15 protein-coding genes and 1 pseudogene are annotated in these 20,002 nt (G+C 70.6%); 10 read left to right on the top strand and 6 right to left on the bottom strand.

The features are described 5' to 3' along the window. Positions 1 to 45: 45 nt before the first annotated feature. Entirely contained in the window at positions 46 to 432 is a 387-nt protein-coding gene (locus ACFWXQ_RS04085; protein WP_383944029.1) for a molybdopterin-binding protein, read from the bottom strand. Between the two features lie 193 nt (positions 433 to 625). Between ACFWXQ_RS04085 and ACFWXQ_RS04080 the strand changes: the two genes are divergently transcribed. The 3 genes and pseudogenes from ACFWXQ_RS04080 (at position 626) to ACFWXQ_RS04070 (ending at position 2,566) form a co-directional block, all read left to right on the top strand. Beyond that, positions 626 to 1,150: a type 1 glutamine amidotransferase gene (locus ACFWXQ_RS04080; protein WP_383944026.1), complete on the top strand. Its 525-nt coding sequence runs from the start codon at positions 626 to 628 to the stop codon at positions 1,148 to 1,150. Positions 1,151 to 1,248: 98 nt separating this feature from the next. Continuing rightward, positions 1,249 to 1,763, top strand: a pseudogene (locus tag ACFWXQ_RS04075) (class I SAM-dependent methyltransferase); the annotation flags it as partial. Between the two features lie 110 nt (positions 1,764 to 1,873). Further along, the gene (locus ACFWXQ_RS04070) at positions 1,874 to 2,566 is read left to right on the top strand and encodes a M24 family metallopeptidase (RefSeq protein WP_383944023.1); all 693 of its coding nucleotides are present in this window, start codon (positions 1,874 to 1,876) and stop codon (positions 2,564 to 2,566) included. 67 nt (positions 2,567 to 2,633) lie between these two features. Here ACFWXQ_RS04070 and ACFWXQ_RS04065 read toward each other — a convergent pair whose 3' ends face one another. Beyond that, the gene (locus ACFWXQ_RS04065) at positions 2,634 to 3,635 is read right to left on the bottom strand and encodes a glycoside hydrolase family 43 protein (RefSeq protein ID WP_383944094.1); all 1,002 of its coding nucleotides are present in this window, start codon (positions 3,633 to 3,635) and stop codon (positions 2,634 to 2,636) included. A gap of 79 nt (positions 3,636 to 3,714) precedes the next feature. Beyond that, positions 3,715 to 4,497 (bottom strand): hypothetical protein, encoded by a 783-nt coding sequence (locus ACFWXQ_RS04060; RefSeq protein ID WP_383944020.1) that lies wholly within the window; start codon positions 4,495 to 4,497, stop codon positions 3,715 to 3,717. Positions 4,498 to 5,213: 716 nt separating this feature from the next. Here ACFWXQ_RS04060 and ACFWXQ_RS04055 point away from each other — a divergent pair. The 3 genes from ACFWXQ_RS04055 (at position 5,214) to ACFWXQ_RS04045 (ending at position 11,808) form a co-directional block, all read left to right on the top strand. After that, positions 5,214 to 7,052, top strand: a complete 1,839-nt coding sequence (locus ACFWXQ_RS04055; RefSeq protein WP_383944014.1) for an ABC transporter ATP-binding protein — start codon at positions 5,214 to 5,216, stop codon at positions 7,050 to 7,052. A 268-nt stretch (positions 7,053 to 7,320) separates the two neighbouring features. Further along, the gene (locus ACFWXQ_RS04050; RefSeq protein ID WP_383944011.1) at positions 7,321 to 8,298 is read left to right on the top strand and encodes an SDR family NAD(P)-dependent oxidoreductase; all 978 of its coding nucleotides are present in this window, start codon (positions 7,321 to 7,323) and stop codon (positions 8,296 to 8,298) included. A 135-nt stretch (positions 8,299 to 8,433) separates the two neighbouring features. Further along, the gene (locus ACFWXQ_RS04045; RefSeq protein WP_386267454.1) at positions 8,434 to 11,808 is read left to right on the top strand and encodes a pyruvate carboxylase; all 3,375 of its coding nucleotides are present in this window, start codon (positions 8,434 to 8,436) and stop codon (positions 11,806 to 11,808) included. A gap of 153 nt (positions 11,809 to 11,961) precedes the next feature. Here ACFWXQ_RS04045 and ACFWXQ_RS04040 read toward each other — a convergent pair whose 3' ends face one another. Further along, positions 11,962 to 13,044: a DUF2235 domain-containing protein gene (locus ACFWXQ_RS04040; RefSeq protein WP_383955892.1), complete on the bottom strand. Its 1,083-nt coding sequence runs from the start codon at positions 13,042 to 13,044 to the stop codon at positions 11,962 to 11,964. Positions 13,045 to 13,178: 134 nt separating this feature from the next. Here ACFWXQ_RS04040 and ACFWXQ_RS04035 point away from each other — a divergent pair, with 134 nt between their 5' ends. From ACFWXQ_RS04035 to ACFWXQ_RS04025, 3 genes are read left to right on the top strand one after another with little or no spacing between them, the layout of a single operon-like run. After that, the gene (locus tag ACFWXQ_RS04035) at positions 13,179 to 14,351 is read left to right on the top strand and encodes a caspase domain-containing protein (RefSeq protein WP_383955889.1); all 1,173 of its coding nucleotides are present in this window, start codon (positions 13,179 to 13,181) and stop codon (positions 14,349 to 14,351) included. Then, a complete protein-coding gene (locus ACFWXQ_RS04030; protein WP_383955886.1) occupies positions 14,348 to 15,634 on the top strand; it encodes a hypothetical protein in 1,287 nt (428 codons plus the stop codon). Before ACFWXQ_RS04035 ends, ACFWXQ_RS04030 begins: the two co-directional genes overlap by 4 nt. Then, positions 15,631 to 16,671: a ComEC/Rec2 family competence protein gene (locus tag ACFWXQ_RS04025; protein WP_383955883.1), complete on the top strand. Its 1,041-nt coding sequence runs from the start codon at positions 15,631 to 15,633 to the stop codon at positions 16,669 to 16,671. Before ACFWXQ_RS04030 ends, ACFWXQ_RS04025 begins: the two co-directional genes overlap by 4 nt. Positions 16,672 to 16,700: 29 nt before the next feature. On the opposite strand, the gene ACFWXQ_RS04020 is transcribed toward ACFWXQ_RS04025, so the two are convergent. Both ACFWXQ_RS04020 and ACFWXQ_RS04015 read right to left on the bottom strand, forming a co-directional pair. After that, positions 16,701 to 17,228, bottom strand: a complete 528-nt coding sequence (locus ACFWXQ_RS04020; RefSeq protein ID WP_055612524.1) for an NUDIX hydrolase family protein — start codon at positions 17,226 to 17,228, stop codon at positions 16,701 to 16,703. Between the two features lie 133 nt (positions 17,229 to 17,361). After that, positions 17,362 to 18,702: a lysine N(6)-hydroxylase/L-ornithine N(5)-oxygenase family protein gene (locus ACFWXQ_RS04015; protein WP_384083406.1), complete on the bottom strand. Its 1,341-nt coding sequence runs from the start codon at positions 18,700 to 18,702 to the stop codon at positions 17,362 to 17,364. 207 nt (positions 18,703 to 18,909) lie between these two features. On the opposite strand from ACFWXQ_RS04015, the gene argB reads away from it, so the two are divergent. Beyond that, the gene (gene argB, locus ACFWXQ_RS04010; RefSeq protein ID WP_383957425.1) at positions 18,910 to 19,803 is read left to right on the top strand and encodes an acetylglutamate kinase; all 894 of its coding nucleotides are present in this window, start codon (positions 18,910 to 18,912) and stop codon (positions 19,801 to 19,803) included. Positions 19,804 to 20,002: the final 199 nt, after the last annotated feature.

Below are 20,002 nucleotides of genomic sequence, written 5' to 3'. Positions count from 1 at the left end.
ACTACTCCCTCTGTCACATGGCGAAGAATCCACCGCGGGACTCTTCTACGGTCTCTCGACGACCACGTTGGTCGACTTGATCACGGCAACCGCCGGAACACCGGGCTCCAGCTTCAGCTCCTCGGCCGACTCGCGGCTGACCAGGGACACCACCCGGAACGGCCCCGCCTGGATCTCCACCTGCGCGGACACGTCTCCGAGGATCACGTCCGTGACGATGCCGGAGAGGCGGTTGCGGGCCGAGGAGCCGGCGTTCTCCCGCTCCGTACGGTGCGACTGCCGGGCATAGGCGGCGAGGACAGGACCGGGGATGATCCGGCGGCCCGTCCCGTCGCGTTCGGCGGCGAGTTTCCCACCGTCGACCAGGCGCCTCACGGTGTCGGCGCTGACACCGAGCAAGGCCGCGGCGTCCCCGATCCGGTAGGTGTGCATGCGCCGATGATACTGCCGCAAATGCAAGGTGAAAGCCTACTGTCTCATTGCATGAGCCGGATCATTGATTCAGAGGGCTGGAATGTGCGTTTGTACGAGACGACTGCCCGGGTACGGTCGTCCGGGAGGTGGTAGCCCGTGAGTCAGCCCCTCGCAGCTGCCCGCACAGCCGCCGGTCCGACGCGGCAGTCGGATGGCCGGCGACCCGGTGCCGGACACCCTCGCCGGAGCGGTGGCGCTGGTGGTGAGGGGCGGGCCGGCGGCGGCCTACGAGGAGTTCACCGGCCGCGCGGCCGAACTCGCGTTGCCGCGTGCCGCGCTGGCCGCCGAGGTGCCGGTGCCCGCGGTGTGTCTGGGGGCACAACTCCTGGCGATCGCGGCCGGTGGCAGGGCTCGTCCGGGGGAGGCGGGAGCGCAGATCGGCTGGGGCGAGGTACGGACCGGGCAGCACGCGCGCACCGACGCCCTGTTCGCCGACGTTCCCGAACGGCTCCGGGTCCTGCACTGGCACGGCGACACCATGGACCTCCCGGCCGGGGCGACGCTGCTCGCCTCCTGCGACCGCTACCCCGTACAGGCGTTCCGGATCGCGGTGCGGCCTGGGGGCTCCAGTTCCATCTGGAGGTGGACAAGGCCGCCGTCGACGCCTTCGCCGCGGCCTTTCCCGAGGAGGCGGCCAGCGCGCCACGCCTGCGCGAGTCCGCCGCCGCGGAACTGACCGAGCCGGCCCCGCACCGCGACCGCGTGTTCGACCGCTTCGCCGCCCTGGTGGCCGCCCGGGTGACGCGCACCGCGAACCGAGCCTTCTTCACGCCGATGGCCGGCACGTGGGAGGAGCGCTTCGCCGCCGACGGCCCCGTCTACGAGTCGGCCGTCGCCCGGTTGGGACTCCGCCCAGGGCAGACCGCGCTCGACCTGGGCTGCGGAACGGGACGGGTGCTGCCCGCACTGCGGGCCGCGGTCGGGGACGAGGGCGTGGTCCTGGGCGTGGACGTCACCCCGGCGATGCTCGATGCCGCTGCCCGGCACGGGCGTACGGGCCACGCCGGACTGCTGCCGGCCGACGCCTGTCGCCTGCCCCTGCCGTCCGCGACGGTGGACGGCATCTTCAGCGCCGGACTGATCAACCACCTCCCCGAACCGGCACCGGGCTGCGCGAGTGGGCCCGCGTGACGGCCCCCGGCGGTGTCCTGGTCCTCTTCCACCCCTCCTGCCGCGCGGAAGGGGCCGCCCGCCACGGCCGCCCCCTCGACCCCGCCGACCCGCTGGCCGAGACCAACCTGCGGCCCGCCCTGCACGCGGCCGGCTGGCAACTCGCCGGCTACGAGGACGCCACGCGTCACCTGAACCCCCCGGCTCGGCGTGGCAGCCCCTCGACCGGGACCGCGGCCGCGATGAATCCGGTTGCCGGATCAAGATTCACCCGCCTACGGTCGTTCGCATGGCGGATGACGAACCCACGCGCGCGGCACGGCTGCTGGACGCTCAGGCCAAGGCCGAGCGGCTCTTCGCGGAGATGGAGGAGCGCGGGCTCGTCGCGCCGGGGGAGGGGGAGCGGGCGGTCAGTGACCGGGTCCGGGATCTGGCGAACGAACTGTTCGGCACGACCCGCCACTGGCACAAGCGGATCGTGCGCTCCGGCCCGAACACACTGAAGCCCTACCGGGAGAATCCGCCGGACCGTCGGATCGGCGCGGACGACATCGTGTTCGCCGACTTCGGACCGATCTTCGAGGAGTACGAGGCCGACTTCGGGCGCACCTTCGTGCTGGGCGACGATCCGGTCAAGCGGCGGCTGAGGGACGATCTGCCGAAGGTCTTCGCGGCCGGGCGGCGGTTCTTCGAGAGCGAGCCCGACATCACCGGCAAGCGGCTGTACGCCGAGGTCGAGCGGCTCGCCACCGACGCCGGGTGGGAGCTGGGCGGCTGGCACGCCGGGCACCTGGTCGGGGAGTTCCCGCACGAGTGGATCGACGGCGCGGACGTGGAGTCGTACATCGCGCCGGACAACGACACCCCGATGCGGCGCACCGACAAGGCAGGGCGCCGCTGCCACTGGATCCTGGAGATCCATCTCGTCGACCAGGAGCGCGGGTTCGGCGGATTCTACGAGGAACTGCTCGACCTGGGCTGATCCGTCACGCCGCCGACGCCGCGGGATCCCTGCGCCTCGGCCCGCCGAATCCTGTCGCGGAGCGGTGTCAGCCGCCGCCGTCGAGGTCGGCGCGTCGGCGGAGCACGCGCAGCTCGTGGCCGAGGAGTTCCATCTCGTACAGCTTGCCCCGTGCGTTGTCGAAGGGGCGGTGGAGGACCATCATCAGGCGGCCGTCGAAGGTGTGGAAGAGCATGCCGTGACCGCTGTCGTCGCGTACCAGCGGCCGGTGCTGCTGCCACGGCCCCCTGATGGCGCCGGACCTGGAGGTGGCGTAGGTCTGCACATAGCCGCCGCTGATGCTCCCGTCCTGGCCGACCATGTTCTTCTCGTACGTCGACCACAGCATGAGCAGCGAGTCGTCAGGGGTGCGGTGGAGCTGGGGGCCGTCGGTGACGTAGGGCGGGAGCTGGTTCGGCAGGCCGGCGGGGAGCTGCTCGGTGATCCAGGACGCGTCCGAGGCCTTGAACAGGAGGACCGGGTCGCCGATCGACCGGGACAGGTCCGGGGCCAGCCGGATCGCCTCCATGGTTCCGTCGATGGTCTGCAGCCACTCGTGCGCGTACACCATCCAGGGCTGTCCGGACGGGTCGACGTGGAGCGTGCCGTCGAGGGTCATGAGGTTCTCGGGCGGGGTGGGGCGTACGGGGTCGACGACCGTGAAGGGGCCCAGCAGCGAGTCGGAGACGGCCGTGATCGTGCCGCGCATGTAGGCGGGTATCTGGAACGGCACGCCCCACCGGTTGGGCGGGGGAACCGGAATCGGCCTGTCCTGGTTGTGCAGCGTGGTGAACAGGTAGTACCTGCCGCCCCATTCGTGGACTTCCGGCGCCCATCCGCCGTCGGTCGCCCAGAGTTCCTTCTGCTCGGCGGCCAGGAAGACCACGACGGGGCGCGTCCAGTCGCGCAGGTCGTCGCTGCGGTAGACCATCGTGCCGGTGCCGTCCACGCCCGAAACTGAAGGGTCGTTGGACGTGTAGAGGTGATAGGCGCGCGTCCTCGTGTCCGCGACGACGAACGGATCGTGCAGCGGCATGTCGGGAAGGCGCATCAGTTCGCTCTCGGCCACGGCCGAAGACTACGTCGGCGGGAGCCGGGCGCGGCCGGGTCGCCGGGCGAGGCCGACGCCGTCAGCCGAGGCACACCACGAGCAGGCAGATCTGCGACGGCGAGGTCGCGGTCGGCGCGGGGCTCGTCGTCTGCGGCGGCTGCGAACTCGGCTCGGTGGCGGAGGGCGTGGGCGTCTGACCGGTCTGCGCCTCGTTGCGGTCGGAGGCCGTGTCCTCGGGGCTGGCCGAGGTCGGGGACGTCGTCTGCGGCTGAGGGGTCGACTCCGTCGTCGTACGCGGCGGGGCGGCCGAGTCCGGTTGCAGGTTCGAGGGCGTGCTCTGGGGCGGGGCGGCGGTGCGCTGCCGGCTGGGGCGCTCGGGCGCGGAGGACGTGGCAGAGGAGGGGGAGGAGGCGCCGGTGTCGGGCCGTGTCCTGCTCGGCCGCGTGTAAGGCGTCGACGGTTCGTCCGCGGTGTCCGTGTCCGCGCCGGCGGACTCCGGTGCCGTGGCCGCCTGCGCCCGGTCGCCGGACTGCTGGTTCATCGCGGACACCGTCAGGCCGCCACCGACGAGTGCCACGGCGGTCGCCACCACGGCCCGGCGCTGGTTCTTCTTCCAGCGGGCCCGCTGGCGACGCCGTGCCGCCCGTCCCAACGGGGCGGACGGCACGGGCACGAGGTCGTCACCCGGGTCGGTCCCCGGGTCCTCCCAAGCGGGCGCCGTGCCCGTCGTCGCCGAGATGGCCGGGGCCGGAACGGTGTACCCGTCGGCGGTGACCGGAGCGATGTCCGGGGCGTAGGCACCGCACCCGGGACACACCAGGGCGCCATTGAGATGCCGGCGGCAGGAGGAGCAGTAGTCCATCGGGGGTCTTCCTGGGTTGACGCACCGTCGACCCTCCGGGCCGCGGCCCGGGCACGTTCGTACGTGGGATCGAGCGGCCTGCCACGCTAACGAGGCTTTCGAGGGACTGTGTGCAGTCTGTGTGAGACTCCTGCGCGGGTTCTCCGGGGGCTCTGTGGGTTACCGCGGTGTGCTCCGCCCGGCCGGAGCGGGTTCACCGGGGACCGGGCTCCGGCTGAACCGCCTCGTGTCCGTTGAGTGCTTCGGTCATCTGGCGCTGCGTCTGCTCGGCCACCGCACGAGCTTCCTCCACGACGTCACCGCGCTCACGCACCAGGCTCTCGTAGACCGGGAGGTGATCGTTTCGAGTTGAGCTGGATATCACAGGGCTGGTCCTTCTTTGTTTTCGTACCCGGATGAACGAGCGGTGTCGACAGAGCCGTTCAACCGGCCGGGCTGAGATCCGCACACAATCATGCCCGGCCGATCGCAAGACAATCCCGTGGCCGACATCCGGGTAAACCACGGCAGGCAGAATGCAATTGAGGAGAATTCGAATTCATTCTGTGCCCGCGGTGAAAACATCCTGCGATGGTCCGGTCACCTCGTTCGTGCCGGCGCGCACGACGGGGCGTACCGGTACGCGGCGGGCCGGCGGCCGAGAAAACGCTTGGACTCCGGGGGTGCCGTCGCGGGACGATTTGGTTCCAGTCGGCACACAACACCACAGGGTTGGAATGGGATCGCCCGAATCGCGAGAGGTTCCGCGGAGCAAGGGCTCGGTGCTCCTTGCCCTCCGATACTACGGACGGGAGTTGGCGCGGCTCAGATGGCTGACGCTACCCGCGATGCTGCTGCCCGCACTGGGCAACATCGGCATCAACTACATCGCGCCGCTCATCGTCGCGAAGCTCGTCGGCCGCATCGCCGGTGACGCCGGTATCGACCTCGGCTCGACGCTGCCGTACGTTCTCGGCTTCGCCGGTGTCCTGCTGCTCGCGGAAATACTGTGGCGCATCGGCCTGCACTGTCTGAACCGCCTTGCCGCCCGCGGTATCGAGCGGCTGTACGTGGTCGGTTTGGACGAGCTGTTCGCCAAGGACGCGGCGTTCTTCCACGACAACTTCGCCGGGGCGCTGACCAAGCGGGTGCTGAGTTTCGCGTCCCGCTTCGAGGAGTTCGTCGACACACTGACGTTCCAGGTCGTGGGCAGTCTGGTGCCGCTCGTGTTCGGGTCGGTGGTGCTGTGGCGCTATGAACCGCTGCTCGTTGTCGGCCTGTTGACGATGATCGCGGTCACGGCGCTGTTCGTGGTGCCCCTCATCCGCCGCCGTCAGGCGCTCGTCGACAAGCGTGAGGAGGCCATCGCCAGGGTGGCGGGCCATGTCGCCGACAGCCTGATGAACATGGACACGGTCCGGGCGTTCGCGGCCGAGGAACGCGAGGCCGCCGAGCACCGTTCCCGCGTCGCGGCCTCGCGACGGCTCACGCTGCGGTCGTGGGACTACGGCAATCTGCGCATCGACACGCTGGTCGCGCCGATGTCCGTACTCACCAACGCGCTGGGCCTGTTGCTCGCGGTCGCGCTCGGCGGGGGCAGCCTCGGTGTGGAGGCGGTCGTGGTCGCCTTCACGTACTACACGAACGCGACGCGGATCATGTTCGAGTTCAACCAGATCTACCGCCGCCTGGAGAGCTCGATGACGGAGGCCTCGCAGTTCACCGAACTGCTGCTGGCGCCGCCCACCGTGCTCGACCCGCCGTCGCCGGCGCCGCTGCCCGGGGCCGCGGACGTCCGCTTCGAGCAGGTGACCTTCGCCCACGGGGGCGCGCAGCCGCTCTTCGAAGACCTCGACCTGGCCGTGCCCAGCGGGACGAAGATCGGCCTCGTCGGACGGTCCGGCGGAGGCAAGACCACCCTCACCCGGCTGCTGCTGCGGATGACGGACATCGAGGCGGGCCGGATTCTGATCGGAGGACAGGACATCAGCGGGCTGCGCCAGGCCGACCTGCGCGGTCTGATCGCGTATGTGCCGCAGGACCCGGCGATGTTCCACCGGACCCTGCGGGAGAACATCGCGTTCGCCCGGCCGGACGCCAGCGACGCCGAGATCCGCCGCGCGGCCGAGGCGGCGCACGTCGCGGAGTTCGCCGACGCGTTACCGGACGGCTTCGACACCATGGTGGGCGAGCGCGGCGTGAAGCTGTCCGGCGGACAGCGCCAGCGGGTCGCTCTCGCCAGGGCGATCCTGCGCGACGCGCCGATCCTGCTGCTCGACGAGGCCACCAGCGCGCTGGACTCCGAGAGCGAGATCCTCGTCCAGGAGGCGCTGTGGCGGCTCATGGAGGGCCGCACGGCGCTCGTGGTGGCGCACCGGCTGAGCACGGTCGCCACCATGGACCGACTCGTCGTCCTCGACCGCGGACGGATCATCGAGCAGGGCACGCACCAGGAACTGCTCGCGTCGGAGGGCGCGTACGCGAAGCTGTGGCAGCACCAGTCGGGCGGCTTCCTCGACGAGGACGCCATCGACGACCCCGCCGACGGCATCCCCGCCCGGGCCGACCTGCTCTGAACGCGAGCCGGGCGGACGTCTCGACGCGAGCCGGGTGAGCGAGGGAGGCCTCGCGAACCGCCGAGGGCGCGGCGCGGCCGCACGGCTGCGGGTGAGCGGCTGTGTCGCTCCTCTGTAGGCGTCGGCCGTGTCGCTCCCCTGTAGGCGACGGACGGCAGCTGTCGGGGATCTGTCGGCGGCAGCCGGGATCTTGTGGATGGGGGCGACGGGCCGTGAACGCACGGCCCGTCCGCCACCGCCGGACCGTCCCGAGCGCAAGGAGCGTGCCATGTCGTCCGCAGCCCAGTCCCGCCAGTCCGGCCAGTCCCGCCAGTCCCGGCCGTGGTCCGTTCACCGGCTCCCGCGTGCCGACGGCAAGACCTTCCTGGTCACCGGCGGCAACGCGGGCATCGGGTACTTCGTCGCCGAGCAGCTCGCCGGCACCGGCGCCACGGTGGTCCTCGGCAGCCGTGACGCGGCCAGGGCCGAAGCGGCCATGGTCTCCATCCGCTCCCGTGTCCCCGACGCACGCGTACGTCATCTGAGGCTGGACCTCGCCGACCTGCCCTCGCTGCGGGCCTGTGCGGACGCGCTGGCGGTGGACCGTCTGGACGCGGTGGTCCACAACGCCGGCGTCCTGATCGAAGAGCCGGAGCGCCGGGAGACCGCGGACGGCAACGAGTGGATGTTCGGCATCAACCACCTGGGGCACTTCGCGCTGACGGCATGGCTCGCGCCCCTGCTGGCCGCCGCGCCCGCCGCCCGCGTCGTCACCACCGGAAGCTTCACGGGCAAGTCCGTGCGGCTGGACCTCGCCGACCTGCAGAGCACCCGGGACTACCGGCCCAAGCGCACCTACTCCCGCTCCAAGCTGGCGCAGATGCTCTTCGGCTTCGAGCTCGACCGCCGGCTGCGGGCCGCCGCGAGCACCGTGTCGAGCGTGGTGACCCACCCCGGCGGTGCGCTGGACTCCCTGACACCCGATCGCGCGGACGTGCACCGGCGCACCACCGGCGAACGGCTGCGGGGCCTGCCCGCCGGTCTGCTCGTCCAGGGCAAGGAGCACGCCGCGTGGCCTGCCGTACGGGCTGTTCTCGATCCGTCCGTGAGTGGCGGGCAGCTGTGGGGACCCCGGGTCTTCGGCCTGCGAGGCCTGCCCGCGCTCGAACCCGTGCGCGACGCTCTGGCCGACCGGGCCGTCGCGGCACGTCTGTGGGAGGCCAGCCGCGACCTGACCGGTGTCGATCCGGCCTTCGGGCTCACGTGAGTGTGAATCCCGTATCTGGGTAGCCGCCTGCTCCGGCGGCCGGAGGCGTCCGGACAAGTGGCCCGGCTCACATGGCGCGGGGCGGGCGGGGCCGACACGATGGTGCGCGTCACCGGGCAGGCTGAAGGGATCCAAATGTTCCGCAAGGTGCTGGTCGCCAACCGTGGTGAGATCGCTATTCGCGCGTTCCGCGCCGGCTTTGAGCTGGGCGCGCGAACCGTGGCCGTCTTCCCGCACGAGGATCGCAATTCACTGCACCGGTTGAAGGCGGACGAGGCCTATGAGATCGGACTGCCGGGACACCCGGTCCGGGCCTACCTCTCCGTGGAGGAGATCGTCCGCGCGGCACAGCGGGCGGGAGCGGACGCGGTCTACCCGGGATACGGGTTCCTGTCCGAGAACCCCGATCTGGCGCGCGCCTGCGAGGAGGCCGGCATCACCTTCGTCGGCCCCAGCGCCGACACGCTGGAGCTGACCGGCAACAAGGCGCGCGCGGTGGCAGCCGCCCGCGCGGCCGGCGTACCGGTGCTCGGCTCCTCGGAACCCTCCACAGACGTGGACGAACTCGTCCGCGCCGCCGAGGACATCGGCTTCCCGGTGTTCGTGAAGGCCGTCGCCGGCGGTGGCGGGCGTGGCATGCGGCGGGTCGAGGAGCCCTCCCAGCTGCGCGAGTCCATCGAGGCGGCGGCGCGCGAGGCGGCCTCCGCGTTCGGCGACTCCACGGTCTTCCTGGAGAAGGCCGTCGTCGAACCCCGCCACATCGAGGTGCAGATCCTCGCCGACGGGGAGGGCAATGTCATCCACCTCTTCGAGCGCGACTGTTCGGTGCAGCGCCGCCACCAGAAGGTGATCGAGCTTGCTCCCGCGCCGAACCTCGCCCCCGAGCTGCGCGACCGGATCTGCGCCGACGCCGTACGGTTCGCCCGGGAGATCGGCTACCGCAACGCCGGCACTGTGGAGTTCCTCCTCGACCCCGAGGGCAACTACCACTTCATCGAGATGAACCCGCGCATCCAGGTCGAGCACACGGTGACCGAGGAGGTCACCGACGTCGACCTCGTGCAGTCGCAGCTGCGCATCGCCTCCGGCGAGACCCTGGCCGACCTCGGGCTCTCCCAGGAGACCGTCACCCTGCACGGCGCCGCACTCCAGTGCCGTATCACCACCGAGGACCCGGCCAACGGCTTCCGCCCGGACACCGGAAAGATCAGCGCCTACCGCTCGCCCGGCGGCTCGGGCATCCGCCTGGACGGCGGCACCACCCACGCCGGTACGGACATCAGCGCGCACTTCGACTCGATGCTGGTCAAACTCACCTGCCGGGGGCGCGATTTCAACACCGCGATCGGCCGGGCCAGGCGTGCCGTGGCCGAGTTCCGCATCCGAGGCGTGGCCACCAACATCCCGTTCCTGCAGGCCGTGCTCGATGACCCGGACTTCCGGGCCGGCCGGGTCACGACGTCGTTCATCGAGAAGCGTCCGCACCTCCTCACGGCCCGCCACTCCGCCGACCGCGGTACGAAGCTGCTCACCTACCTCGCCGACATCACGGTGAACAAGCCGCACGGCGAGCGGCCCGAGCTGAGCGACCCTGTCACCAAGGTGCCGCCCGTGCCGGCCACGGAGCCGCCCGCCGGGTCCCGGCAGCGGCTCGTCGAACTCGGCCCCGAGGGCTTCGCCCGCTGGCTGCGCGAGTCACCGGCCATCGGCGTCACCGACACCACGTTCCGCGACGCCCACCAGTCGCTGCTCGCCACCCGGGTGCGTACCAAGGACATGCTCGCCGTCGCGCCCGTCGTGGCGCGGACCCTGCCCGAGCTGCTGTCCCTGGAGTGCTGGGGCGGCGCCACCTACGACGTCGCGCTCCGCTTCCTGGCCGAAGACCCCTGGGAACGCCTGGCCGCGCTCCGGGAGGCCGTGCCGAACATCTGTCTGCAGATGCTGCTGCGAGGCCGCAACACCGTGGGCTACACGCCGTACCCGACCGAGGTGACGGACGCCTTCGTGCAGGAGGCCGCGGCGACCGGCATCGACATCTTCCGGATCTTCGACGCGCTGAACGACGTCGGACAGATGCGCCCCGCCATCGACGCCGTACGGGAGACGGGAACGGCGATCGCCGAGGTCGCCCTCTGCTACACCTCCGACCTGTCCGACCCGTCCGAGCGGCTCTACACGCTGGACTACTACCTCCGCCTCGCCGAGCAGATCGTCGAGGCGGGGGCCCACGTCCTGGCCGTCAAGGACATGGCGGGCCTGCTGCGGGCCCCGGCCGCCGCGACCCTCGTATCGGCGCTGCGCCGCGAGTTCGACCTGCCGGTGCACATCCACACCCACGACACCGCGGGCGGTCAGCTCGCCACCTACCTCGCGGCGATCCAGGCCGGCGCGGACGCGGTCGACGGGGCGGTGGCCTCGATGGCGGGCACCACCTCGCAGCCGTCGCTGTCGGGCATCGTCGCCGCGACCGACTACACCGAGCGGTCCACCGGGCTCAGCCTCCAGGCCGTGGGCGACCTGGAGCCGTACTGGGAGAGCGTCCGCAAGATCTACGCGCCGTTCGAGGCGGGGCTGGCCTCGCCGACCGGGCGGGTCTACCACCACGAGATCCCCGGCGGACAGCTCTCCAACCTGCGCACCCAGGCGGTCGCGCTCGGCCTCGGCGACCGGTTCGAGGACATCGAGGCGATGTACGCCGCCGCCGACCGCATCCTCGGCCATCTGGTGAAGGTCACCCCGTCCTCGAAGGTGGTCGGTGACCTCGCGCTCCACCTGGTGGGCGCAGGCGTGTCGCCCGCGGACTTCGAGGCGACGCCGAACAGGTTCGACATCCCCGACTCCGTCATCGGCTTCCTCCGCGGCGAGCTGGGCAACCCGCCCGGCGGCTGGCCCGAGCCGTTCCGCACCAAGGCACTGGAGGGCCGCGCCGCCCCCAAGCCCGTCGAGGAACCGACCGCGGACGACCGTACGGGCCTTGCGAAGGCCCGTCGTACGACGCTCAACCGGCTGCTGTTCCCCGGGCCGACACGCGAGTTCGAGACACACCGTCAGACCTACGGCGACACCAGCGTGCTGGACAGCAAGCACTTCTTCTACGGGCTGCGTCCGGGGAAGGAGTACGCGGTCGACCTCGAACAGGGCGTACGGCTGCTCATCGAGCTGGAGGCCGTGGGCGAGGCGGACGAACGCGGGATGCGCAGCGTGATGTCCACCCTGAACGGCCAGTTGCGGCCGATCCAGGTGCGCGACACCTCGGTCGCCTCCGACGTCCCGGCGACGGAGAAGGCCGACCGGGCCAACCCCGGCCATGTCGCCGCGCCGTTCGCCGGGGTCGTGACGCTCGCGGTCGCCGAGGGCGACGAGGTGGCGGCCGGTGCCACGGTGGCCACCATCGAGGCCATGAAGATGGAAGCCTCGGTGACCGCGTCGAAGGCCGGCACGGTGTCCAGGCTGGCCATCAACAAGATCCAGCAGGTGGAGGGCGGCGACCTGCTCGTTGAGATCGGCTGACCGGGCCGGCGGTTCGGGCCGGAGGGTGTTGAGGGGTCCCGGGGGCGGTTCGCCGCCCCCCGCCGCCCCCGGGCGGGCAAGACCGTCGGCGAGCGCGTGGGCGTGTACCTCCATCGAGCTGTGGGGATCACTGCAGGGCGGTGAGCTGGGCGGTCACTCCCGGGCGGTGAGCCAGCCGGTGTCCGACCAGATCGCCGTCGGCGGGATCCGGTCCGCGTAGCCGGCGTCCTTCTCCAGCCGCGCCCGGACGCTCTCGTGCACATGCGCGCCCTGCGGAAGCCCGCGGCGCCGGTAGGTGAGCAGGGCCCAGACCCAGCCCATCCGGTGCACCTTGCCCAGGGCGTCCTCGGGCACGAGGGTCACCTCGCGCTCGTAGGCCCGGGGCTTGAGGAGGAGACGTGCCTCGGGCTCGCCGTCCCGCCGTTCGAGGGCGCCGTCCACGACCCACTTCAGGGCGATCGTCGGGAGGCGGGGATCGTCGTCGAAGGTCCCGCCGATGTCGGAATGGACCCCGGCGAACCACACCTGCTCGACGGTCGACGGCACGGGCTTCTTCTTGTCCCCGGCGGCAGGGGTGACGAGGTACTCGCGGTACGGTCTGCGCTTCTCGTCGATGGACACGGCGTGGCGGATGCGGCGGACGTTCGGGGCCTGACGGGTGTACGGCCAGCGCAGGTTCCAGCGCAGGAGGCCCGCGGCCTTCACGGAGTCCCAGATCCCCAGGTACTCGACGCGGATGCCGACCCGCCCGTCGACCGCGTTGCTGAACGCGCCCGCGAAACGGTGGAGTTGGTCCCAGTCCTCCCGCGTCCAGTCCTTGTTCCGCGCGTACACGGACACGGCGTACGGGACGAGGTTCTCCATGCCGGGCCGCATCAGACCGACCGCCTTGAGCATTCCCACCAGGGCACGGGCCGTGTAGGCGCCGCGGCTGAAGCCGAACACGTAGATGCGGTCGCCCGGTTGGTAGTGCCGCATCAGATACGTGTAGGCCTCGGCGAGGTTGGTCCGTATTCCGGAGCCGAAGGCGAGACCGAGGAGTTTCGACAGATGCCGGCCGACAGGCGTCCAGGAGCCCGCGGCCGAGAACGTGCCGACACCGGGGTCGTAATAGGCGATCTGCCGGGCGGGATCGCTCAGGTCCAGCATTTCGTAGAGCCGGACGACATTGGTGTTCCCTTTCGCCTTCAACTGATTGCCCGTGCCGTCCAGACAGACGACGAGATTCCTGGCCATGGCGGTCCTCACGTTCACCGAGAAACACGATCATTGGTGACATATCGGGACACAGTGGATGTCTCAGGAATATAATAAGGAAAATGCTGCCTGCGGGCATGCTCCGGTGCGGTAGTAGGGGTTCCGGAGGATCCATGGCCGGTTCCGTGGTCCATCTCGATGAACACGCCGGTCCGCCGTGCACCCACGCACTGGTCATCGGCGTCGGCAAGTATCCCCATCTCGCCGGTGGCGAGGCACCGGTCGCCGATCCCGACGGGATGCGGCAGCTCAGCTCGCCGCCCATCTCCGCCCGTACGCTCGCGACCTGGCTGCTCGCCGAGTACCACGATCCCGGGCGACCGCTCGGCAGTCTCGCCCTGCTGCTCAGCGAGGAAGCGCCGGCCCCGTTCGTGAACCCCCGCACCCAGAAGGCCCACGAGGTGGAGACCGCCACCATCGACAACATCCTCACGGCGGTCACCCAGTGGTACGACCGCGGCGACAGCCATGTCGACAACCGGCTCGTCTTCTACTTCTGCGGCCACGGCGTCTCGCAGGGTGACGACATGGCGCTGCTGGCCGCGGACATCTTCGCGGACGAGCACAACCCCCTCAACAGCGCACTGGACTTCGCGGGCCTGATGAACGGCCTCAAGCGGTGCAGGGCAAGCGAGCAGGTCTTCTTCGTCGACGCCTGCAGGTCCAACTCCGATGTCCTCATCGAGCGTTCGGGCGCGCGGTTCGCGGGGCGCTCGCCCCTCGGCGCCGGGACACGGCCGCTGGATCTGCCGCGCCGCTTCCACATCCCGTACTACGCCACCCTGTCCGGCGACCGCTCGCACGCGCGGCCCGGTCAGGTGAGCCTGTTCACCGAGGCCCTGCTGAAGAGCTTCTCCGGCGCGGCGAGCGACGATCCCGAGGGGGACTGGCGGGTCGACACCTCCGACCTGCTGAAGGCGATCGACCACTTCATGCGCCAGCCGCGGTTCGCCGGTGCGGTCGCGGGTGTCCAGGTCCCCTCGGTCGGCGAACTGCCCGTGTTCGTCCTCCACCAGCTGTCAGGCCCGCCGGTCGTCCCGGTGTACGTCGGCTGCGATCCCGCCGAGGACAACGCCGAGGCCGAGTTCGTCTGCCGTGAGGACGGTCTCGAGAGGCTGCATCGGGCCGCGGGCGAGGTCGACGGCGAGAACCCCGACAGCGAGTGGGCCATCGAACTGCGCTTCGGGGACTACGACTTCGAGGCCCGACTCGGCGACCAGGACGTGCGGACGAAGTCCGTCACGGTACGTCCGGTGTTCCGCCGCGTGAAGTTGGAGAAGCCATGAGCGCGGGCCTGAGCGTCAACGTCGAACTGAGCCTCCATGAAGCCGACCTCGCCGACGGGGCCAAGGTGGTCGGCAACATCTACCCGTCCGAGGGCAGCGGCCCCGGCCACCGTGCCGTCCTCTTCCCCTGCGGGACCACGGCCCCTCCGGCGCGGTTCGAGGTCGACCCCGGCCACTACATCGTGTCGGCCACGCTGCCCTCCGGGGTCGTGCTCTCCAAGGACGCCGAGGTGGCGGACGGCGACGAGAAGCAGGTGACGCTCCGCCCGGCGGCCTCGCCCTTCGCGTCCCACTCCTGGCAGCACCTCATGGGCAACATCGAGTCCTACGGGGCCTACCACGACGGGCTCACGATTCCCGTGCCCCGCTCCCTGGGCTCGCGGTCCGGGACCTGGGAGCGCGGCGCGTTCATCGAACCCGGACACGCGGCCTGGGTCGGCGACCCCAAGCCGAAGAGCTGGCAGTTCCCGGCCATGCTCCGGCTGACCGACGGGCCCGCGAAGCAACTGGTCGCGTTCGAGATCGCCCGCTCCGAACCGCACTCCGTCGCCAGTCTCGAACTGGGCGACGCCGCCGCACGGCTGTACCGCTTCGGCGATCACGGCCCGGTCGACGAGCGGGGCGGCCGCACGCTCGACGTGCCCCTGGGTCCACGCCAGTTCCTGGTCGTCTCGCTGGCCGGCACCGAGTACGTCGTCACCCTGCCCGCGCCCTGGGGTGCTGCGCAGATCGAGGTCCTCGTCAACGAACGGCAGAGCCCGACCGGCAGCGCCGTCTCGGTCTCCGTACGGGACAGCCGGGTGGGGCCCGCCCTGGCCTACATGGCCCGGGGAGCCTTCGACGCGGCGGCGACGCTGGTCAGGGACGCGGAGACCATGCTCTACGACGGCAGGATGACCAACCCGCTCGCGGCGGTGGCGGGCGCCTACGTCCTCGTCGGCAGCGAGCTGACCGAGCGGCCGCACCGCTGGGACCCGTGGCTGTCCCGGCTGCGGCACGAGTTCGACTGGATGAGCGACGGATCCCTGCTCTGGGCCATGCGGCACCTGCGCCGGGCCCACACCGAGCCGGAGCGCGAGGCGGCGCGCGAAGCCCTGGTCGAGGCCTTCGACCGCGGAGTGCCGGTCTTCACGCTGGGCCTGAGCCGCCTCATCCACGGGCTCTCCGAGTTCCCCGACGACCCCGGGTGCGCCGAGCGGCTCGAACAGGCCCGCCGCCTGTCGTGGCGTGTCGACATGCGCGAGCCGTTCGTGATCGTCGCTCTGCGAGGGAGACAGCAATGATCCGGTTCACGATGATGCCCGGCGAGGACGGCGACTGCCTGCTCCTGGAGTACGGCGACGGCGGCTTCGTACACAGGATCCTCGTCGACGGCGGCCGCTCGGGCACGTACCCGCTGATCAAGCCCACGCTCGCCGGGCTCGACGGTCAGGTCGACGTCCTGGTCGTCACCCATGTCGACCAGGACCACATCCTCGGCGTGCTCGCCCTGCTGGACGACCCGGACCGGTCGGTGGAGTTCGGGGACGTGTGGTTCAACGGCTTCGACCACCTGCTCGACACCGAGGGGTTCGGTGCCCAGGACGGGGAGAAGCTCACCAGCGCCCTGCTGGAACAGAAGGTGCCGTGGAACGACGCGTTCGGCGGACGCAGTGTCGAGGTCGGCCGGGAACTCGCGTGGTTCGACGACGGATCCACGATGGACGTGCTCTCACCCGACCGCAGGCAGCTGGAGAAGCTGGCGCCCGCCTGGGCCGCGGAATGCGCCAGACACGGTCTGATCCCCGGCCGGGATCCCGAGGAGAACCCCCCGGTACCGGGCTTCGAGCACTTCGGCGGGGTGAACGTGGACCGGCTGGCCGCGTCGGTGTTCAAGCCGGACACGTCGAAGACGAACGTGTCGAGCATCGGCCTGCTCTTCGAGTTCGAGGACAAGCGGGTCGTCCTCACCGGTGACGCGGACGACCGCCGGCTCGTGGCGTCGATACGGCCCAGGGCCGAGGCGGAGGGCGGACGGATGCACGTCGACCTCCTCAAGGTCGCCCACCACGGCAGCGACCACAACCTCTCCAACGAGCTCCTCGGCCTGATCGACTGCGACCGCTACCTGATATCGACCAGCGGCGCGCGGCACGACCATCCCAACGAGATCGCCATCGCCCGGATCCTCAAGCACGGCGGCGCCGAGAAGGAACTCGTCTTCAACTACCGCGACCGTGCGGCGCTGTGGGACGTCACGGGCCTGAAGGATCGCTTCGGCTACACCGTGACGGCCCCGGCACCGGACGAGCCGGACGGGTTCGTCGCTCTCGAACTCTGAGAGCTCCGGGGCAGGACGGGCGCCCGTCGTCAGGACAGGTGGCCGATGTGCGCGAGGGCCTGCTTGAGGAGGGCTCCGGTGCCGCCCGGCATCTCGTTGATGACCACGGGCGAGGCGGCCTCCTCGGGGCTGAACCAGACCAGGTCGAGAGCGTCCTGCCTCGGGCGGCAGTCACCGGACACCGGCACGATGTACGCGAGGGACACCGCGTGCTGGCGGGGGTCGTGGAACGGCGTCACCCCGAGTGTCGGGAAGTACTCGGCGACGGTGAAGGGCTGCAGCGAGGCCGGGACGCGGGGGAGTGCGACGGGGCCGAGATCCTTCTCCAGGTGGCGCAGCAGGGCGTCCCGCACCCGCTCGTGGTGCAGCACCCGGCCGGAGACGAGCGCGCGGCTGACCGTCCCGTCCGACCCGATCCGGAGCAGCAGTCCGATGCTGGTGACTTCGCCGCTGTCGTCGACGCGGACCGGTACGGCCTCCACGTACAGGATCGGCATGCGTGCGCGCGCCTGCTCCAGTTCGTCGTGCGGGAGCCAGCCGGGCGTGGTTTCGGTCATGTCAGACATTGGTTGATCATACTTTCAGGGTCTCGTCTCGCGAGCGTGTCGCGTGACACAGCGGGCCCGGGGTCACGGCTCGCCCGTGGCCCCGGCCCTCTGTATACATCCGCCCGGTTCCTCGGGGACGTCGTCAGGACGTCGGCTCGGTGACCTTCGTGGCCGTGCGGTGGGCGAGCAGGGAGTCGAGGATCTCGCCGGACCGGACCGCCGTGGTGGACAGCAGGGTCGAGGTGAGTCCGTGCGTGTGCTCGGTCGCGCCCTGCAGATAGATGCCCGCCGTGACGTCGGGCGTGAGCTCGACACGGTGGTCGCGTCCGACGCGCACGGCGTCCTTGTCGTCCCGCAGGCAGAGTTTCGCGGTCCTGCCCAGGAGGGTGTCGAGGTCCCTGGGGCGGTAGCCGGTCGCGTGGACCAGCAGGTCCGCGGAGAGCACCTCCCGTTCCCCGGTGGGGAGATACTCGACGGTGACCTCCAGGTGGTCGTCGAGACTGCGTACGTCCCGGATGCGGGACACGTTGCGCAGGCGCAGCCGCTCACGGCCCTGCACCTTCTCGCGGTACATGGTCGCGTACAGCGACTCGATGAGATCCATGTCGACCACCGAGTAGTTGGTGCTGCGGTGGTAGTCGACCAGGGACTGCTTCACCTCCGGTTTGGAGCGGAAGTAGACGTCCACCGCCTCCGGGTCGAAGATCCGGTTGGCGAACGGACTGTCGTCGGCGGGCGTGTAGCCGTACTTGGCGAAGATCGCGCAGATCTCCGACTCGGGGAAGGACTGGTGGAGGTAGTCCACCGCCTCGGCCGCGCTCTGGCCCGCGCCGAGCACCAGGACGCGGCCCACCGGGGTACCGGACTCGTTCAACTCGCGTACACGCGGGACGAGTTGGCTGTTGTGCCAGATGCGGTCGGACAGGGCGGTGTCCGGTGGCAGGTGCGGCTCCAGGCCGACGGCCACCGAGATGTTCCGCGCCCTGCGGGTGACGGTCCGGTCCGGGGCCCCGGGTACGCGGCTGACCACGTCGAGCCAGCGGACCTCCCCGTCGGGTCCGGTCACCGGGTCGACCGACACGACCTCGTCGGAGTAATCGACGAGGTGGGCCACCCGGGCGGCGGCCCATTCGAAGTACTCGTGGAACTCGATCCGTAGCGGGAACAGCGTCTTCGCGTTGAGGAAGTCCACCATCCTGCCCCGCTCCCGCAGGAAGCACAGGAAGCTGAAGTCGCTGGTCGGGTTGCGCATGGTGACCAGGTCCTTGAGAAAGGACACCTGCATCGTGGCGTCTTCGATGAGCATCCCCCGGTGCCAGCCGAACGACGGCTGGCGCTCCAGGAATCCCGCGCGGATCCGGTGCTCCGGAGCGACTTGGGCGTTGTGTTCCTCAACCGCAATGGCCAGTGCGAGATTTGACGGCCCGAAACCTATACCGAGCACGTCAAGGATGGCGTCCGGCTCGTCATGCAGTGCGTTCACCGCAGCTTTCCTTCCCCTAGGCGCCACTGATGTTAAATAAGGTTAGCCTTACCTTGCAATGGTGTGTCCTAGGAGAGGATCGACGATGCGGGTCGCCATGTTCGGCCATCACACCTGGGGGCGCCGCACGCTCCAGGCTCTGCCGGAGTCCGGCCTGGCCGAGAAGCACGGGGCCCGCAGCGGGCGGCGTCCGTGAACGGGGCCGTCGTGGCCGAAACGGCCACCTCCTCCTCCGATACCGATACCGAGTCCGCCGCCGCCGATCTCACCGATCACCTCGTGGCGCTCGAAGCCCTGCGCGGACACACGGTCGTCGTCAAGTACGGCGGCCACGCGATGACCGACGACACGCTCCGGCGGGCCTTCGCACAGGACGTCCTCACCCTGCGGCACGCCGGTGTCAGACCGGTCGTCGTGCACGGCGGCGGTCCGCAGATCGGCGCCCACCTGGACCGGCTGGGCCTCAAGTCGTCCTTCCTGAACGGGCTCCGGGTCACCACTCCGGAGACCATGGAAGTCGTCCGCATGGTGCTGTCCGGCAAGGTCCAGAAGGAACTCGTCGCACTGCTCAACGAACACGGCCCGTACGCCGTCGGCCTCAGCGGTGAGGACGGGCGGACCCTGACCGCCGTCAAGCGGTACGCCGAAGTGGCCGGTGAGCCCGTCGACATCGGGCTGGTCGGCGATGTGGCGCGGGTGAACACCGCGGTGGTCCGCATCCTGCTCGACAGCGGCCACATCCCGGTGATCTCCTCCGTCGGCCGGGGCGAGGACGGGCAGGTCTACAACGTCAACGCCGATACGGCGGCAGGGGCGTTGGCGGCCGCGCTGGGGACGCGGATCCTGGTCGTCCTCACCGATGTTCCCGGGCTGTACGCCGACTGGCCCGAGAGCGACCGGATCGTCGACCGGATCGGCGCGGGGGAACTGGAGCGGTTGCTGCCGACGCTGAACGGCGGCATGGGGCCCAAGATGGAGGCCTGTCTGAGGGCTGTCAGGGGTGGGGTGGGAGCGGCCCGGGTGCTCGACGGGCGCGCGCCGCACGCGTTGCTCGACGGGCTGGCGGGTGTGGTCGGAACGGGGACGACGATCGTGCCGTGACGCTCCGCTGGGAGCGGGTTGTTCGGCTGCGGGTGCGTGGGGGCTGGTCGCGCCCCGCGGCGGAGCCGCAAATCGACACAGCCCCGCGCCCCTGGCCGCGGCCGGCCCCGAGCGCCCCGGGTTCGGCGAGCGGATTGCGGATCAGGGTCCGAATCACCTGGTCCGGTGGGATGTTGGCCGCGCCGGGCGCCGGTGACAG

The sequence above is a fragment of the Streptomyces sp. NPDC058697 genome, from assembly GCF_042715345.1.
Classification (GTDB): domain Bacteria; phylum Actinomycetota; class Actinomycetes; order Streptomycetales; family Streptomycetaceae; genus Streptomyces; species Streptomyces liliifuscus.
This window is presented reverse-complemented; position numbering and strand designations above follow the sequence as displayed.

Excerpts from the sequence above, each read along its gene's own strand:
- ACFWXQ_RS04085 (WP_383944029.1), bottom strand. The coding sequence starts at position 432 with ATGCACACCTACCGGATCGGGGACGCCGCGGCCTTGCTCGGTGTCAGC.
- ACFWXQ_RS04080 (WP_383944026.1), top strand. The coding sequence starts at position 626 with ATGGCCGGCGACCCGGTGCCGGACACCCTCGCCGGAGCGGTGGCGCTG.
- ACFWXQ_RS04070 (WP_383944023.1), top strand. The coding sequence starts at position 1,874 with ATGGCGGATGACGAACCCACGCGCGCGGCACGGCTGCTGGACGCTCAG.
- ACFWXQ_RS04065 (WP_383944094.1), bottom strand. The coding sequence starts at position 3,635 with ATGCGCCTTCCCGACATGCCGCTGCACGATCCGTTCGTCGTCGCGGAC.
- ACFWXQ_RS04060 (WP_383944020.1), bottom strand. The coding sequence starts at position 4,497 with ATGGACTACTGCTCCTCCTGCCGCCGGCATCTCAATGGCGCCCTGGTG.
- ACFWXQ_RS04055 (WP_383944014.1), top strand. The coding sequence starts at position 5,214 with ATGGGATCGCCCGAATCGCGAGAGGTTCCGCGGAGCAAGGGCTCGGTG.
- ACFWXQ_RS04050 (WP_383944011.1), top strand. The coding sequence starts at position 7,321 with ATGTCGTCCGCAGCCCAGTCCCGCCAGTCCGGCCAGTCCCGCCAGTCC.
- ACFWXQ_RS04045 (WP_386267454.1), top strand. The coding sequence starts at position 8,434 with ATGTTCCGCAAGGTGCTGGTCGCCAACCGTGGTGAGATCGCTATTCGC.
- ACFWXQ_RS04040 (WP_383955892.1), bottom strand. The coding sequence starts at position 13,044 with ATGGCCAGGAATCTCGTCGTCTGTCTGGACGGCACGGGCAATCAGTTG.
- ACFWXQ_RS04035 (WP_383955889.1), top strand. The coding sequence starts at position 13,179 with ATGGCCGGTTCCGTGGTCCATCTCGATGAACACGCCGGTCCGCCGTGC.
- ACFWXQ_RS04030 (WP_383955886.1), top strand. The coding sequence starts at position 14,348 with ATGAGCGCGGGCCTGAGCGTCAACGTCGAACTGAGCCTCCATGAAGCC.
- ACFWXQ_RS04025 (WP_383955883.1), top strand. The coding sequence starts at position 15,631 with ATGATCCGGTTCACGATGATGCCCGGCGAGGACGGCGACTGCCTGCTC.
- ACFWXQ_RS04020 (WP_055612524.1), bottom strand. The coding sequence starts at position 17,228 with ATGACCGAAACCACGCCCGGCTGGCTCCCGCACGACGAACTGGAGCAG.